The 14,662-nt window shown below is 61.3% G+C and carries 14 protein-coding genes; 3 read left to right on the top strand and 11 right to left on the bottom strand.

Annotated elements, in window-relative coordinates:
- From HJB89_RS14805 to HJB89_RS14785, 5 genes are all read right to left on the bottom strand, one after another.
- Positions 1–885: a F0F1 ATP synthase subunit gamma gene (locus HJB89_RS14805; protein WP_207582070.1), complete on the bottom strand. Its 885-nt coding sequence runs from the start codon at positions 883–885 to the stop codon at positions 1–3.
- 28 nt (positions 886–913) lie between these two features.
- Positions 914–2,443, bottom strand: coding sequence for a F0F1 ATP synthase subunit alpha (gene atpA / locus HJB89_RS14800; RefSeq protein WP_207582071.1), 1,530 nt, complete (start codon positions 2,441–2,443; stop codon positions 914–916).
- A complete protein-coding gene (locus tag HJB89_RS14795; protein WP_207584393.1) occupies positions 2,443–3,009 on the bottom strand; it encodes a F0F1 ATP synthase subunit delta in 567 nt (188 codons plus the stop codon). The genes atpA and HJB89_RS14795 overlap by 1 nt, the downstream gene beginning before the upstream one ends.
- A 255-nt stretch (positions 3,010–3,264) precedes the next feature.
- Positions 3,265–3,654 (bottom strand): DUF4345 family protein, encoded by a 390-nt coding sequence (locus HJB89_RS14790; RefSeq protein ID WP_207582072.1) that lies wholly within the window; start codon positions 3,652–3,654, stop codon positions 3,265–3,267.
- Between the two features lie 77 nt (positions 3,655–3,731).
- Positions 3,732–5,948, bottom strand: coding sequence for a primosomal protein N' (locus tag HJB89_RS14785; RefSeq protein ID WP_221150129.1), 2,217 nt, complete (start codon positions 5,946–5,948; stop codon positions 3,732–3,734).
- Between the two features lie 212 nt (positions 5,949–6,160).
- Here HJB89_RS14785 and HJB89_RS14780 point away from each other — a divergent pair, with 212 nt between their 5' ends.
- Complete coding sequence (locus tag HJB89_RS14780; RefSeq protein ID WP_207582074.1) at positions 6,161–7,093, top strand: dihydrodipicolinate synthase family protein; 933 nt, start codon at positions 6,161–6,163, stop codon at positions 7,091–7,093.
- An 18-nt stretch (positions 7,094–7,111) separates the two neighbouring features.
- Here the strand turns inward: HJB89_RS14780 and HJB89_RS14775 are convergent, their stop codons facing one another.
- Together HJB89_RS14775 and HJB89_RS14770 are read right to left on the bottom strand one after the other, a co-directional pair.
- Complete coding sequence (locus HJB89_RS14775; protein WP_207584394.1) at positions 7,112–7,588, bottom strand: GNAT family N-acetyltransferase; 477 nt, start codon at positions 7,586–7,588, stop codon at positions 7,112–7,114.
- Positions 7,589–7,669: 81 nt separating this feature from the next.
- Positions 7,670–8,620 (bottom strand): GNAT family N-acetyltransferase, encoded by a 951-nt coding sequence (locus HJB89_RS14770; RefSeq protein WP_221150128.1) that lies wholly within the window; start codon positions 8,618–8,620, stop codon positions 7,670–7,672.
- 139 nt (positions 8,621–8,759) lie between these two features.
- Between HJB89_RS14770 and HJB89_RS14765 the strand changes: the two genes are divergently transcribed.
- On the top strand, positions 8,760–9,695 hold the full coding sequence (locus tag HJB89_RS14765) for a tyrosine recombinase XerC (protein ID WP_221150127.1): 936 nt from the start codon (positions 8,760–8,762) through the stop codon (positions 9,693–9,695).
- A gap of 136 nt (positions 9,696–9,831) precedes the next feature.
- Positions 9,832–10,905 carry a TraB/GumN family protein gene (locus HJB89_RS14760; protein ID WP_221150126.1) on the top strand — a complete coding sequence of 358 codons (1,074 nt, stop codon included), beginning with the start codon at positions 9,832–9,834 and terminating at the stop codon, positions 10,903–10,905.
- Between the two features lie 8 nt (positions 10,906–10,913).
- On the opposite strand, the gene HJB89_RS14755 is transcribed toward HJB89_RS14760, so the two are convergent.
- From HJB89_RS14755 to HJB89_RS14740, 4 genes are all read right to left on the bottom strand, one after another.
- On the bottom strand, positions 10,914–11,414 hold the full coding sequence (locus HJB89_RS14755; protein WP_207582078.1) for a cytochrome b: 501 nt from the start codon (positions 11,412–11,414) through the stop codon (positions 10,914–10,916).
- Between the two features lie 176 nt (positions 11,415–11,590).
- Positions 11,591–12,337, bottom strand: a complete 747-nt coding sequence (locus tag HJB89_RS14750) for a ribonuclease activity regulator RraA (protein WP_221150125.1) — start codon at positions 12,335–12,337, stop codon at positions 11,591–11,593.
- 21 nt (positions 12,338–12,358) lie between these two features.
- Positions 12,359–13,522, bottom strand: coding sequence for a mandelate racemase/muconate lactonizing enzyme family protein (locus tag HJB89_RS14745; protein WP_221140167.1), 1,164 nt, complete (start codon positions 13,520–13,522; stop codon positions 12,359–12,361).
- A 33-nt stretch (positions 13,523–13,555) separates the two neighbouring features.
- Entirely contained in the window at positions 13,556–14,653 is a 1,098-nt protein-coding gene (locus tag HJB89_RS14740; protein WP_221150124.1) for an ABC transporter ATP-binding protein, read from the bottom strand.
- Between the last annotated feature and the right edge of the window lie 9 nt (positions 14,654–14,662).

Below are 14,662 nucleotides of genomic sequence, written 5' to 3'. Positions count from 1 at the left end.
TCAGAGCGCTTCCGCGCCCGAAATGATTTCAATGAGTTCCTTGGTGATCTGCGCCTGACGCTGGCGGTTGTAGCTCAGCGTCAGTTTGTTGATCATCTCACCGGCATTACGCGTCGCATTGTCCATAGCGCTCATCTTCGCACCCATCTCGCCTGCGACATTCTCAAGGAGCGCGCGGAAGATCTGAACGGAGATGTTGCGCGGGATCAGATCTTCGAGGATCGATGCCGGATCCGGCTCATATTCGTAGACGGCGCCGGCATGCTCGGCATCTTCGTTCTGCGCCGCACCGGTCGAAGCCGGAATGAGCTGCTGCGCCGTCGGGATCTGACTGATCACCGACTTGAACTCGGAATAGAACAGCGTGCAAACGTCGAATTCGCCAGCTTCGTACATCTCGATGATGCGCTTGCCGAGCTGATCCGCATTCTCGAACCCGATGCGCTTGACGTCGCGCAATTCCTTGCGCTCGATGATCAACGAAGCATATTCGCGGCGAAGGATGTCGTAACCCTTCTTGCCGACGGTGAAGATCTTGACCGTCTTGCCCTCGGCAAGCAGCCTGCGCACATGATCGCGGGCAAAGCGCGCGATCTGCGAATTGAAGCCGCCGCACAGACCGCGTTCGGCCGTGCAGACCACCAGCAGATGAACCTGGTCCTTGCCGGTGCCGGTCATCAGCGTCGGTGCGCCGTCCGCATCGGTGACGGCCTTGGCGATGTTCGCCAGAACCGCACCCATGCGCTGCGAATAGGGCCGGGCGGCCTCGGCCGCCTCCTGCGCACGCCGAAGCTTCGCCGCGGCGACCATTTTCATCGCCTTGGTGATCTTCTGCGTCGCCTTGACGGAGGCGATCCGGTTTTTCAGATCCTTAAGTGAAGGCATCCGTGATCCGTCCTAACTTAGGGCCTGATTACGCGAAAGACTTTGCGAAGCTATCGAGAGCAGCGGTGAGCTTGCCCCTGGTATCGTCGCTGATTGCCTTTTCAGTGCGGATCGCGTCGAGGATGGCGGAGCCTTCCGAACGCAGATAAGAGAGGAAGCCCTGCTCGAATTTGCCGACCGAAGCGACTGGCAGCTTGTCGAGAAAGCCGTTGACGCCGGCAAAAATCACCGCGACCTGTTCTTCCGTCTTCAGCGGCGAGAACTGCGGCTGCTTCAGGAGTTCGGTCAGGCGTGCACCGCGGTTCAACAGGCGCTGCGTCGCAGCGTCGAGGTCCGAACCGAACTGGGCAAAGGCGGCCATTTCGCGATACTGGGCGAGTTCACCCTTGATCGAACCCGCAACCTGCTTCATCGCCTTGATCTGTGCGGCGGAACCAACGCGGGAAACCGACAGACCGACGTTCACCGCCGGGCGGATACCCTGGTAGAACAGGTCGGTTTCAAGGAAGATCTGGCCGTCGGTGATCGAGATCACGTTGGTCGGAATGAAGGCCGACACGTCGTTGCCCTGCGTTTCGATGACCGGAAGAGCGGTCAGCGAACCGGCGCCCTGGTCGTCGTTCATCTTCGCAGCGCGCTCGAGCAGGCGCGAGTGCAGGTAGAAAACGTCGCCCGGATAGGCTTCGCGGCCCGGCGGGCGGCGCAGCAGCAGCGACATCTGGCGGTAGGAAACGGCCTGCTTGGACAGGTCGTCGTAACCGATCAGCGCATGCATGCCGTTGTCGCGGAAATATTCGCCCATGGCGCAGCCGGCAAACGGAGCCAGATACTGCATCGGAGCCGGATCGGAAGCAGTCGCCGCGACGATGATCGAATACTTCAGCGCGCCGCGCTCTTCGAGCACCTTGACGAACTGAGCGACGGTCGAGCGCTTCTGGCCGATGGCGACGTAGACGCAGTAAAGCTTTTCGCCTTCCGGACCGTTGTCGTGAATGGCCTTCTGGTTGAGGAAGGCGTCGAGAAGGATCGCGGTCTTGCCGGTCTGACGGTCGCCGATAACCAGCTCGCGCTGGCCGCGGCCGACCGGGATCAGCGCGTCGATAGCCTTGAGGCCGGTCGACATCGGCTCATGAACCGACTTGCGCGGAATGATGCCGGGTGCCTTGATGTCGACACGCGAACGGCGCGTCGCATTGATCGGGCCTTTGCCGTCGATCGGGTTGCCAAGCGCGTCGACGACGCGGCCGAGCAGTTCCGGACCGACGGGAACGTCGACGATGGCGCCAGTCCGCTTGACGGTGTCGCCTTCTTTGATGTCACGGTCGGAGCCGAAGATGACGACGCCGACATTGTCGGATTCGAGGTTCAGCGCCATGCCGCGGATGCCGCCGGGGAACTCGACCATTTCACCGGCCTGGACATTGTCCAGACCGTAGACGCGGGCGATACCGTCACCGACGGAGAGAACCTGGCCGACTTCCGAGACTTCTGCCTCTTTGCCGAAATTTTTGATCTGGTCTTTGAGAATTGCGGAAATTTCCGCGGCGCGGATATCCATCAGCCAACCTCTTTCAATGCGAGCTTAAGAGTGGAGAGTTTGGTACGAAGAGACGTATCAATCTGGCGGGACCCGACCTTGACGATCAGACCACCAAGAATTGACGGATCAACCGTGACGGCAATCGTCACGTCTTTGCCGGTAACGCTCTTGAGTGCCACCTTCAATTCGGTTTCCTGCGCTTGCGAAAGCGCGTGTGCCGAGGTGACCTCGGCGGAGATTTCACCGCGATGGTTCGCGGCGATGATACGGAAGGCCTTGATCATGCCCGGCAGGGCAAACAGGCGGCGGTTGCGCGCCACGACCTTCAGGAAATTGGCGAAGAAGCCGCCGATTCCGGCCTTCTCGCTGATGGCGGTGATCGCCTTCAGCTGGTCCTCGGCAGAGAAAACCGGGCTTGCGACGAAACGCTTTAGGTCGGCGCTCTCATCCAGCATCGCCTGGAAACGGTCAAGATCGGCGGTGACGCTGTCGACAGCGCCCTGCTCGAGCGCCAGATCGAAAAGCGACGACGCATAGCGCTCGGCAACACCAGATGTAAGCTGGGACGTGTCTGCCACTGGCACAAATTTCCCTGATTTCAACCCAAAATCCGGCTCTCGGCGGACGCCGAACCTATGATCTTGAATTCGTTTTGATTTCCCCCAGAAATCACAAGAGAAGCCTCTTGCTTCTTCCGAAATTCGGGGTCCGTCTAACATAGGATGTTCGGACTCGCAACACGCGTAACGCCCGAATACGCCTTTCACATGAATTTCTGTTGGCAAAATTGCGCAATGGCCTGAAAGCCGGCCGGGGAAGTCGCCGGCCGGCCGATAGATTCACGTCTGGGTGAAGCCGAAAACATAGAGCAGTGGCAGCGCCGCCAAAGCAATTTGCACAACCAGGAGTAAATAGTTGACGAGATTACTCCCCTTATCGGACAGGATCGATATGATCCGGGCAAAGGCCGCCATCGCAAAGGAGGCGCCGAGCGCCATGTAGATCCAGTTTTGGGCGAGCATGATCGCCGACAGGCCGAAGCCGAGATAAAAACCGCCCATCGAGCGTCCCTCGCCATATCCTTCCGGCCGCCCGTCCTGCGCCTGCAGGCCGAGAAGACGGAAAGTAGGGCCTGGCGCAAACATCATGATGAAGCCGGCGAGCGCCGTGAAAGCGGCTGAGCAGAACGCTAGCTGCTCGCCGAGTTCGGTCGGAAAATAGAATTCCATGTATCGCCCCAAATCACCCGGAAGAATTAATGTTTTATGACATGGGCCGGAAAAGGAGGAAATGGCGGCGTTATGATTTATAGGAAACTTTGCGGATCAATATCGAGCTGCACCTGTACCGACCCGCGCTCCTTGGGCGATTGCGACAGCATCGCCCGCAAAAACCCCTGCATGTCCGAGTTGCGCCGGCCGTGCACCAGGAGGCGGAAGCGATGGCGGCCGCGCACCAGCGCCAGCGGCGCCTCGGCCGGGCCAAGCACCGAAATGCCTGAAACCTGCGGCGCCGCATTGCGCATGCCGCGCGCGTGGTTTTCGGCATCATGGCGGGTCTCGGCCGAAACGATGATCGAGGCGAGCCTGCCGAAGGGCGGCAATATAGCGCGTTCGCGTTCGGTGATCTCGCGCTCATAGAAGGCGTCGGAATCGCCTGAGACAATCGCCTGCATGACAGGGTGCTGCGGCTGATAGGTCTGCAGCAGCCCATGGCTCTTGAGGCCGGTGCGCCCGGCCCGGCCCGTCACCTGCGACAAAAGCTGAAAGGTGCGCTCGGCGGCGCGCGGGTCGCCATTGGCCAGGCCGAGATCGGCATCGATGATGCCGACCAGCGTCATCAGCGGAAAATTATGCCCCTTGGCGACGAGCTGGGTGCCGATGACGATATCGGCCTCCCCCTTGGCGATCGCCTCCAGCTCCAGCCGCAGCCGCTTGACCCCGCCCATGATATCCGAGGAGAGGACGATCGTTCGCGCCTCCGGGAAATGCCGTTCCACCTCCTCGGCAATGCGCTCGACGCCTGGCCCGCAGGCAACAAGATGGTCGAGCGTGCCGCATTCCGGGCACGCCTCCGGCGTGCGCTCGGCATGGCCGCATTGATGGCATTGCAGCTGCTTGCGGAAGCGATGCTCGACCAGCCAGCTCGAACATTGCGGACATTGGAAGCGATGGCCGCAGACCCGGCAGAGCGTCAGCGGCGCATAACCGCGCCGGTTGAGAAAGAGCAGCGCCTGTTGGCGTTTCTCCACCGTCTTGCCGATCGCCCGGATCAGCACCGGCGACAGGAAGCCGCCGCGTTCCGGCCCGTGCCGGCGCATGTCGACCAGATGCAGGTCCGGCAGCGCCGCATCGCCGAAACGCGTCGGCAGGTGGACGGTGCTGTAGCGCCCGCTCTGCCCATTGACCTGGCTTTCGACCGACGGCGTCGCCGACACCAGAATGACGGGAAAATCGCCGATCCGGCCGCGCACCACAGCCATATCGCGGGCATTGTAGAAGACGCGGTCCTCCTGCTTGTAGGCAGGATCGTGCTCCTCGTCGACGATGATCAGGCCGAGATCCTCGAACGGCAGGAACAGCGCCGAGCGGGCGCCGGCGACGACACGCACCTCGCCGGTCACCGCCTGGCGCCAGACCTTTTCGCGCATGCGCGGCGCAAGATCGGAATGCCATTCGGCTGGTTTCGCCCCGAAGCGATCCTGGAAACGCTCCATGAAACTTGCCGTCAGCGCGATCTCCGGCAGCAGGATCAGCACCTGCTTGCCGCGTTTCAGCGTTTCGGCAATCGCCTCGAAATAGACCTCGGTCTTGCCGGAGCCGGTCACCCCGTCGATCAGCGACACCGAGAATTCGCCCTTGCGGACGTCGGAAACGATCTCTTCGGCTGCCGCCTTCTGCGGCCCTTCGAGGCGTGCGGCGGCAAAATCCGGATCGGGCATCGCCACCACCGGCGGCGGCGGCAAAAATATCGTATCGAATATGCCAAGCGTGATTAGCCCGTCGACGACGCTGGTCGACACACCCGCCGCATGCGCAAGGCCGCTGCGGGTCCAGGACAAGCCGTCGGAGGCCGTGTCGAGCACCCGGGCGCGCGCCGGCGTCATCCGCTCCGGTTCGCCGCCGACGAGTTTCAACCCCTCCACCATCGGCTCCGGCTCGAAGGCATTTGGCACCCTGAGCGCCATGCGGGCGACGAGGCCGGGCGGCGAGAGCGTATAGGTCGCGACCCAATCGATGAATTCCCGCATCTCCCGGGAAAGCGGCGGGCAGTCGAAGACATGGCTGATCGGCCGGAGCTTCTTCGGATCGACCCCATCCTCGCCGCCGTCCCAGACGACGCCGATGACCTGCCGCGACCCGAGCGGCACCTGCACGACCGAGCCGGGCTCGACCGCCATGCCATCAGGCACCGAATAAGAATAGGGTTTTGGCGCCGGCATCGGCACCAGCACGGGAACCGTTCGGTTCGCGGGCGGTGCCTCGAAAAGCGCGCCAAAGAGATCGGACGAATCTGTGCTCATCGGGCGAGACCATGCCCGCAAATCGATGCAATTGGAACCGCAAAGACGGGACGCACATCGGGCGCAGAATCCGGCGCAGGAAGATTCCGCGCGATCGCCCGTTCCCATACGGAAAGCTTGCTGGACGAGCGATTGGCCGCATACATTGCCGAAAAGATCTTTGTTCGAAATGCCGAAGCGCTGTTCTTCGGCCGTTGAATTGGAGAGCACCAATGGCCAGACTGACCGAAGATGCCAAGGGCGTCTATGTGATCGCCGTAACCCCGTTCACCGATGACGGCGCGCTCGATCTCGCCAGTATCGACAGCATGGTCGATTTCTACGAGGGCGCCGGCGTCACCGGCCTGACGGTGCTTGGGCAACTCGGCGAGGCCCCGAAGCTGACCGCGGAGGAATCGCGGACCGTGGTCGAGCGTGTGCTGAAGCGCCTCGACGGACGTCTTCCCGTCGTCGTCGGAGTTTCGGCGCCGGGGCTTGCTCCGATGCGCGAACTTGCCGAAGCCGTCATCGGCAAGGGTGCTGCCGGCGTCATGGTCGCGCCGCCCTGGACCGTCAAGACCGACGACCAGGCTTTCGCCTTCTACCAATCGGTCGGTGAAGTCCTGGGCGATACGCCCTTCGTGCTGCAGGATTATCCGCTCACCACCAACGTGACGATCGCGCCCAAGGTTATCGAGCGCATCGTCAATGAGGTGCCGAATTGCGTCATGCTCAAGCACGAGGATTGGCCGGGCCTTTCAAAAATCACCGCGCTTCGCGCCGCCAGCGACAAGGGCACCATGCGGCGCATCTCCATCCTTTGCGGCAATGGCGGACTTTTCCTGCCCGAAGAGATGGGCCGCGGCGCCGATGGCGCGATGACCGGCTTTTGTTATCCTGAGATGATGGTTGGCGTCGTCGGGGCCTATGCGGCCGGTAACCTCGATCGTGCCCATGCGATTTTCGACGCCTATCTGCCGCTCGCCCGCTACGAACAACAGCAGGGCATCGGCCTTGCCTCGCGCAAATATGTGCTCGCCAAGCGCGGCGTGATCAAATCCGCCACCCTGCGCAAGCCGGGCGCCAAGCTCTCGGCGCTCGATGTTGCCGATGTCGAGCGGTTGCTGGCGCGTCAGGCCATCCGCCTCAAGGAGATCGTTGCGTGAGGCTTAAAACGTGAAGAATCAGCCCGAAACATCATGAGGACGACCGGAGGGAATGTGGGGGAGGATTTCGAGACAATGTGTATCGCCGTCCCGCTCGTAGAGCTGAAATCCAAGCGCCTGCCAAAATTTGGCCGCGTCGGCATTTCCCGCATGAACGGTGACGATACCGCAGAAGGCCCGCGCATGATCCAGCAGAGCCAGGGCCAGCATCCGGCCGATGCCATGCCGGCGTATCTCTGGACGGATGTAAAAACGTCGCATTCGCAACGCTCCGGATAGGGTGGGTTCGATGGTCAGGCCTCCGATACCGGCGAGCGCCTCCCCGACATAGGCGCCGAGCAGCCTTTCGCCGTCACGCTCGAATCTGAGGTCTCCAGCCGACCATTCGGCGATAACGCGGCTGATATGGAGATGGCCCTCTTGCCGGGCCTCGCTTTCGAGGTCTGCGATCTCCCGCGGCAATCGATCGCGGATCACGCGGATATCGACCGTCATGGCAAAGCCGATGGATTTAAAGTCCTTTGTTTTATGCATGTCGTCATCCCGGAACCGCAGCACACTCGCCGACGACATGCATTAGACTGCAGGAACGGAAAGCTTGCGAGGCATCGCCGCAGCCGGCGGGCCGACCGGCATGAAAGTCGCGTCGCCATTGGCTGCCATGTCGTGCACCGTATGCTTCTCCAGCGCCTTCGTCACGTCGTTGAGGTCGCCGTCCAGATGTTCGGCCGGAATGAGATTGCCGATGACGAAATCGAAGCGATCGCCGCGTTTGTTCAACAGTTCGTGGAACACCGTCATGTCGCGAAGCTCCGTCGACCATTTCGCCAGCCAGTAGAACAGGCCGGAATTACGCGCCGTCATATGGACGGGAAGGATCGGCAGATTGTATTTGCGCGCCAGCCCGACGGCCGAGGTTTTCCATGGACGTTCGTTGAGCCGGCCGTTCGCCCAGTAGGCGATGCGGCCTGACGGGAAGAGCACCGTCGCCTTGCCTTGCCGCACAGCGTGATTGGTCAACTGCAGCGTTTCGCGTGCCTTGAGCTTGCTCTTGTACTCCTCCCGCCATTCGACGGGGATGATCATCTCGGCAAACCGCGGATTGACGCGGATGGCATCGCGATTGGCGAAAAACATCATATCCGGCCGACGCGCTTTCAGCAGATCGAACACGGCGACACCATCGGCGATGCCTGTGGGATGGTTGCTGACGAGGATGAAGCCGCCGGTATCGGGGATGCGTTCGCCATTGGTGATGCCGATATCGAGTTTCAGCACGTCGCTCAGATATTCGAACGACTGGAAGCCCGGCATCTTGGCGACGGCATTGGCGAATTCGATCGCCTTGTTGTAGCGCAGCAGCGTGTAGAGAAACGGCCGCATAACCGGCCAGAGCGGATTCTTCACGATCCTCTGGCCGCGTTCCGCAATCAGCCTATCGACGATATGACCGGGTTTTCCCTGTGAAACGAGAGCGATCGCTTCCGCGAGCTGTCCGAAAGCCGTCATGGAATCGCGCCGTGCCATGAAAGATCCTGTCTATGGGTATAAAGCTATCGCAGTAAAATATGATCTAGGGATGACAAGGGTTTGGCCGGCATTAGCAATTCCATAACCGTTCCTGCTCGAAATTGGCGGACTTGAAGGCAAATTCAAGGCCAGCGATGTGAATGAACTGCTTGTTATCGCCGATTCGCGCCTGATGGCGGAACGGGCCGCGTGGCTCGAAAACCTCGCCAGCGAGCGCCGTCTTTCCGAGCACACGCTCGATGCCTATGAGCGCGACACCCGCCAGTTCCTAACCTTCCTGACCGGCCACCTCGCCGGCCCGGCGACGCTTGGCGATATAAGGGAATTGCGCCCCGCCGATTTCCGCGCCTTTCTCGCAGCCAGGCGCAAGCAGGGCTCCGGGGCCCGCTCGCTCGGCCGCAATCTTGCCGGCCTTCGTTCGCTGCTGCGCCACTTGGAAAAGAAGGGTCTGGTCAATGCCGCCGGCGCCAGCGCGATACGCTCGCCGAAACAGCCGAAATCGCTGCCCAAGCCGCTGTCGGACACGCAGGCGATCACCGTCGTCAGCAATGAAGCCCAGCTCCATGACGAACCCTGGATCGCCGCGCGCGATGCGGCTGTCATGACGCTGCTCTACGGCTGCGGCCTACGCATCTCCGAAGCGCTGGGTCTCGTTCCCTCCGACCTGCAAAAGGGCGCCACAGCGCTGCGCATCACCGGCAAGGGCAACAAGACGCGGCTGGTGCCGCTGCTGTCGGTGGTTTTCGACGCCGTCGAGAAATACCGCACGCTCTGCCCCTATCACCTCGAACCCGGCGAGCCCCTTTTTCGCGGCGCCCGCGGCGGCAAGCTGCAGCCGGCGATCATCCAGCGCGCCATGCAGAAGCTGCGCAGTGCCTTCGGCCTGCCGGAGACCGCGACACCCCATGCGTTGCGCCACTCCTTCGCCACCCACCTGCTTGCCGGCGGCGGCGACCTGCGCACCATCCAGGAACTGCTCGGCCACGCCAGCCTTTCCACAACGCAGGTCTATACCGGCGTCGATGCGTCGCGGCTGCTCGAGGTGTATGATCGGGCGCACCCGCGCGCTTAGAACCTTTTCTGATCAGATTGAAAATTCTGCCGGAGCAAGAAAGACTCTAAGCTTTCGTTAACGCATTCTCTTAAAGGAATATGCGCAAGCCGGGCGTAGAGCATGAAACCACAAGGCATGTGACCGGAACATCATCATGACGACATCGATCGGCCGCCGGACTTTTCTCGCAGCACCCGGCAATCTGCTGCTCTGGCTGATTGCCGCCTTTCACATGCTGCTTCTTGCGGCCCTGTTTGTGGCCTTTCTCGCTGCGCGACCGGCTGCGGCCGAAGAGGCGGCCTGCACCGGCCGCAATCTGATGGTCGAGCTGCAGCAGAACGACCCCGCCCGCTATGCCGAGGCGCTGAAGGAAGCCGACGCAACCCCGAACGGCAAGGGCATCTTCTGGAAGATCGAGAAGCCGGGGCTTGCGCCGTCATGGCTGCTCGGCAGCATGCATGTTACCGACCCGCGTGTTCTGGCCCTGCCGCAGCGCGCCCAGGCAGCCCACGACGCCGCCGACACGATCATCATCGAATCCGACGAGATCCTCGACGAAAGGAAGGCGACCGCCGCCCTGCTCGCAAAGCCGGAGCTGACGATGTTCACCGACGGCACGACGATCGACAAGCTGCTCTCCCCCGAGGACTACAAGCGCCTCGAAGCCGGTTTGAAGCAGCGCGGGATCCCGCTCAGTGCCGTTTCCCGCATGCGGCCTTGGATGATTTCGAGCGCCGTTGCCCTGCCGGCCTGCGAGATCGCCCGCAAGGCGAAAGGCGTGCAGTTCCTCGACCAGAAGATTGCCACCGACGCCGTTGCCGAAGGCAAGCAGGTGAAGGGGCTGGAAACCCTTGCCGAACAGATCCAAGCCATGGCCGACCTGCCGGTCGAATTCCATCTGAAGTCGCTGATCGAGACGCTGGAGCTCGGCGACAAGATGAGCGATGTCGTGGAAACAATGACCGACCTCTATCTCTCCGGCGAGATCGGCATGACCATGCCGATGCTGAAGACCGTGACGCCGGAGAAGGAAGGCGAAGATGACGACTATGCCGCCTTCGAACAGCGCGTCATCCTCGACCGCAACAAGGTGATGGCCGAGCGCGCCGCCCCGATCCTCGACGGCGGCAACGTCTTCATGGCGGTCGGCGCCCTGCACCTGCCCGGCAAGGCCGGCGTCATCGAACTGCTGCGCCGGCAGGGCTTCACGGTCAGTGCGGTGAACTGAACCAGCAATCAGCCGAACGTCATGCGGCGCAGCACATTGGTTTTCCAATAGAAATGATGGACGAGCGCGCCGGCGACATGCGCCGCGATCAGCGCCCAGAGAATGATCTTCAGGATATCCGCGTGGAGCGAACCGGCGGGATTGATGCCGAAATAGTAGGCGGCGATGCCCGTAAGCGGCATGGCGAAGATCAGGATATAGAGACCGGCATGGGCAAGCCGCGCGGCAAGACGGAAGATCGCCGGTTCCTTGGCGGCCTCGGCCGGCACGCCTTTGGTAACACGCAGCCCGAGCCGGACGATCGCAAGCAGCAGGATGGCGATGCCGACATAAGCATGGATATTCGCCGACGAAACCTGCTCCGGCGTCGGCACCTGCCCCCTGCGCATCAGCCGATGCCAGACATTCATGCCGTCGGGAAACAGCAGATTGAAGAAGATCAGCAGCGCCACCGTCCAATGAAGGAAGCGCTGGCTGAGACTGTAAGCCATGATGGACGGCTGCTGCATTTTCTCGACCTTCGTCAGATGTTGATCTCAGCGATTCTCAACAACTAGACTAGAGCATGATGCCGAAAAGTGTGCGCGGTTTTCGGACAACGTCATGCTCTAACTCTTTAATTTAGAACAGGATGATTCCAGGCCAACCGGGCCTAAAATCATCCTGTTATAGGGTAATCCATTGGCTAGGTTGTTCCCAAGCGGTTTGTCTTGCGCCACTCTTCGTACTCTCCGCGGGCATCGGCATGCAGCGGATAGTAGCGCTGCAACGACCCACCTTCCATAAGCTTCACTCGCGAGAACTCCTCCCAATCGTGATGCTTTTGCGATTCTTCGATGACCTTCGAGGCCATTGCGACCGGAAGCATCACCACGCCGTCATCGTCGGCGACGATGATGTCTCCGGGGATTACCGTGACACCGCCGCAGGCAATCGGGACGTTGACGGCGTTGGGATAGATGCCGGTCTGCACATGATAGTTGGGTGTCCAGCCGCGCAGCCATAAAGGCAGATCCAGCTTCTCGACATTGGGCCGATCGCGCATGCAGCCATCGATCACGATGCCAGCGCCGCCTCTGCCTTTGAAATAGGTCGACATCATATCGCCGAAGACGCCAGAACTCATGTCGCCGCGCGCGTCGACGACGACCACATCGCCCTCCTGCACGTGATAAAGCACATGGCGGTGCAACTGCGTCTCCGGATCTGCATATTCTCCCTCGTTAAAAAGGTCCGGCCGCTGCGGCAGGAATTGAAGCGTCAGGGCGGGCCCGACGATCGACTTCCCGTGATTCTGCGCCACGGGACCGACCATGTGCGGATTGCGGAAGCCCATGTGGCCAAGCGTGCCGGCAACGGTCGCGGCGCCGATTTCTTTCAGTGCGTCGATCAGCTCTTTGGGCGGTCGCGTAATGTCGGGCGTATGTGTCATTTTGTGCTCCGGTGGATGAAACTACCAGTTGGTGACAGAACCGTCGCGGCGCTTCAGGTGAGGCGCTTCCCAGAAACGAAAGCTCTCCGCCTTGACCGCCTCTTCGTTGACCTCGACGCCGAGCCCCGGCAGATCGTTGACCGGATAGTCGGGACCGTCGAGCCGTGGTTGCACGGGGAAGAAGTCGGAATTATCGAAGCCCAGCTTCGCTTCGGGCGCCCTGGTCTCGAGCCAAGCGAAATTCGGTACCGCGGCGGCGAGATGGATGGTCGCGGCCGTGCAGACGGGGCCGAGGGGATTGTGCGGCATCAGGTCCACATAGTGCGCCTCGCTCCAACCAGCGACCTTCATCGCTTCGGTGAGCCCGCCAACATTGCAAACATCGAGCCGGTTGAATTGATGTATGCCACGCTCGATGTAGGGCCGGAATTGCCACTTGCTGGCAAATTCCTCGCCGATGGCGAACGGGATGTCGGTCATCGTGCGCAGGGATTCGTAGGCCTCGGGTGTCTCGTCTCGTATCGGCTCCTCGAGGAAATCAAGCACGCCACGGCCGAGCTTGTTACAGAAGCTCGCCGCTTCTGCCACCGACAGCCGATGATGGTAATCGATGCCGAGGACGACCTCGTCGCCCAGCGCCTGGCGCGCCTTGTTTAGCATAGCTGCGGTAGCGCCGATCGACTCCCGCGGCTCAAAGACGTCCTTGCTGTTTTGCCCGATGGGGAAGAAGCGGATCGCCTGCCACCCTTGTGCGCGTAGTTCGCGGGCTCGCTCGATGGCAACATCGCCCTCGGCCTCGTCACCGGTCGAGGCGAAGGTCGGAATGCGGTCGCGCTGCTTGCCGCCCAGCAATTCGTAGGCCGGCACCCCCAGCGCCTTGCCCTTGATGTCGTGAAGGGCAATGTCGATGGCTGAAATCGCCGCCTGCAGAACGCGCCCTCCTTCGAAGTATTGGCTGCGATAAACTTCTTGCCAGATCCGACCAATCTGCATCGGGTCGCGGCCGATGAGAAACTCGCGATAGTGCTCGATCGCGCCGGCCACGGCCTTCTCGCGACCGCTCAAGCCGCTCTCGCCCCAGCCGAAGATGCCGTTGTCGGTCTCGACCTTGACCAGCATCTGGTTGCGCGTTCCTACCCATACTGGATAGGGCTTGATCGCCGTGATTTTAAGCTTCGTAGTCATCAACGCCCTCGTTTCACACACATCCGCTTGGTCTCAGTTGGCCTTGAGGGCCATTTCTGTTTCTCCGTCGAACAAATGCATCCGCTCTTGATCGAACTCGAGCCAAATCTGTTCGTCGGGTGCGACGGCAATGGTCGGCGGCACGCTGACATTGACGATGGCGCCGGACAGCAACGCCTGTACGAAGGTGACGTCTCCGGTCGGCTCCACCGTGTAGGCCTTTGCCGGGATGCTTCCAGGCATCGCACTCTTGTGCAGCTTGATCGTGGAGTGACGTGCGCCGAGCACGATTTTCTTGGTGGTTGCCTTGGCGACCTTCTGGGCGTTGTTTGGCGAGAGTTCGAGGCACCAGCCCTCCGCGCTGGTCAACACGGTGTTGCCGCTTGCCGTTGATGCCTCCAGCGGAACAAGGCTCATCGCCGGGCTGCCGACGAAGCTGGCGACGAACATGTTCACCGGATGGGCAAAGACCTGCGCCGGTGAATCGTATTGCTGCAGGTAGCCGCCATTCATCACCGCCATCCTGTCGGCCATCGTGACCGCTTCGAGCTGGTCGTGCGTCACGTAGATGATCGTTGCTTTGAGGTCCTGGTGGAAACGCTTGATCTCCGACCGCATCTGCACGCGCAACTTTGCGTCGAGGTTGGAGAGTGGTTCATCCATCAGGAATACCGCTGGATCGCGAACGAGGGCACGGCCCAGCGCCACGCGCTGCTGTTGCCCGCCCGAAAGTTCGCGTGGCTTGCGCTCAAGCAGCTGCGTCATGTCGAGCACGCGCGCTGCTTCCTTGACCCTCTTGTCGATCTCGTCCCTTGGCAGTTTGCGCATCTGCAACGGGAACGCCAGATTTTTGTAGACCGATTTCTGCGGATAGAGCGCGTAGTTCTGGAACACCATTGCGATGTCCCGGTCCTTGGGGTCGAGGTCGTTGACCACCCGCTCGCCGATGACGATGTCGCCGGATGTGATGGGGATGAGCCCTGCCACAAGATTGAGTGTGGTGGTCTTGCCGCAGCCTGAAGGGCCGACGAGCGCAACGAATTCGCCGTCGTTGACCGTCAGCGAAACATTGTTGACAGCTTTGAAGCTGCCATAGGTCTTGACCAGATCTTTGAGGACCACGTGGGCCACCGGCAACTC

Source organism: Rhizobium sp. NZLR8 (genome assembly GCF_019685025.1).
Taxonomy (GTDB): Bacteria; Pseudomonadota; Alphaproteobacteria; order Rhizobiales; family Rhizobiaceae; genus Rhizobium.
Note: the sequence above shows the minus strand (reverse complement) of the source record. Positions and strands in the feature narration are given on the sequence as shown.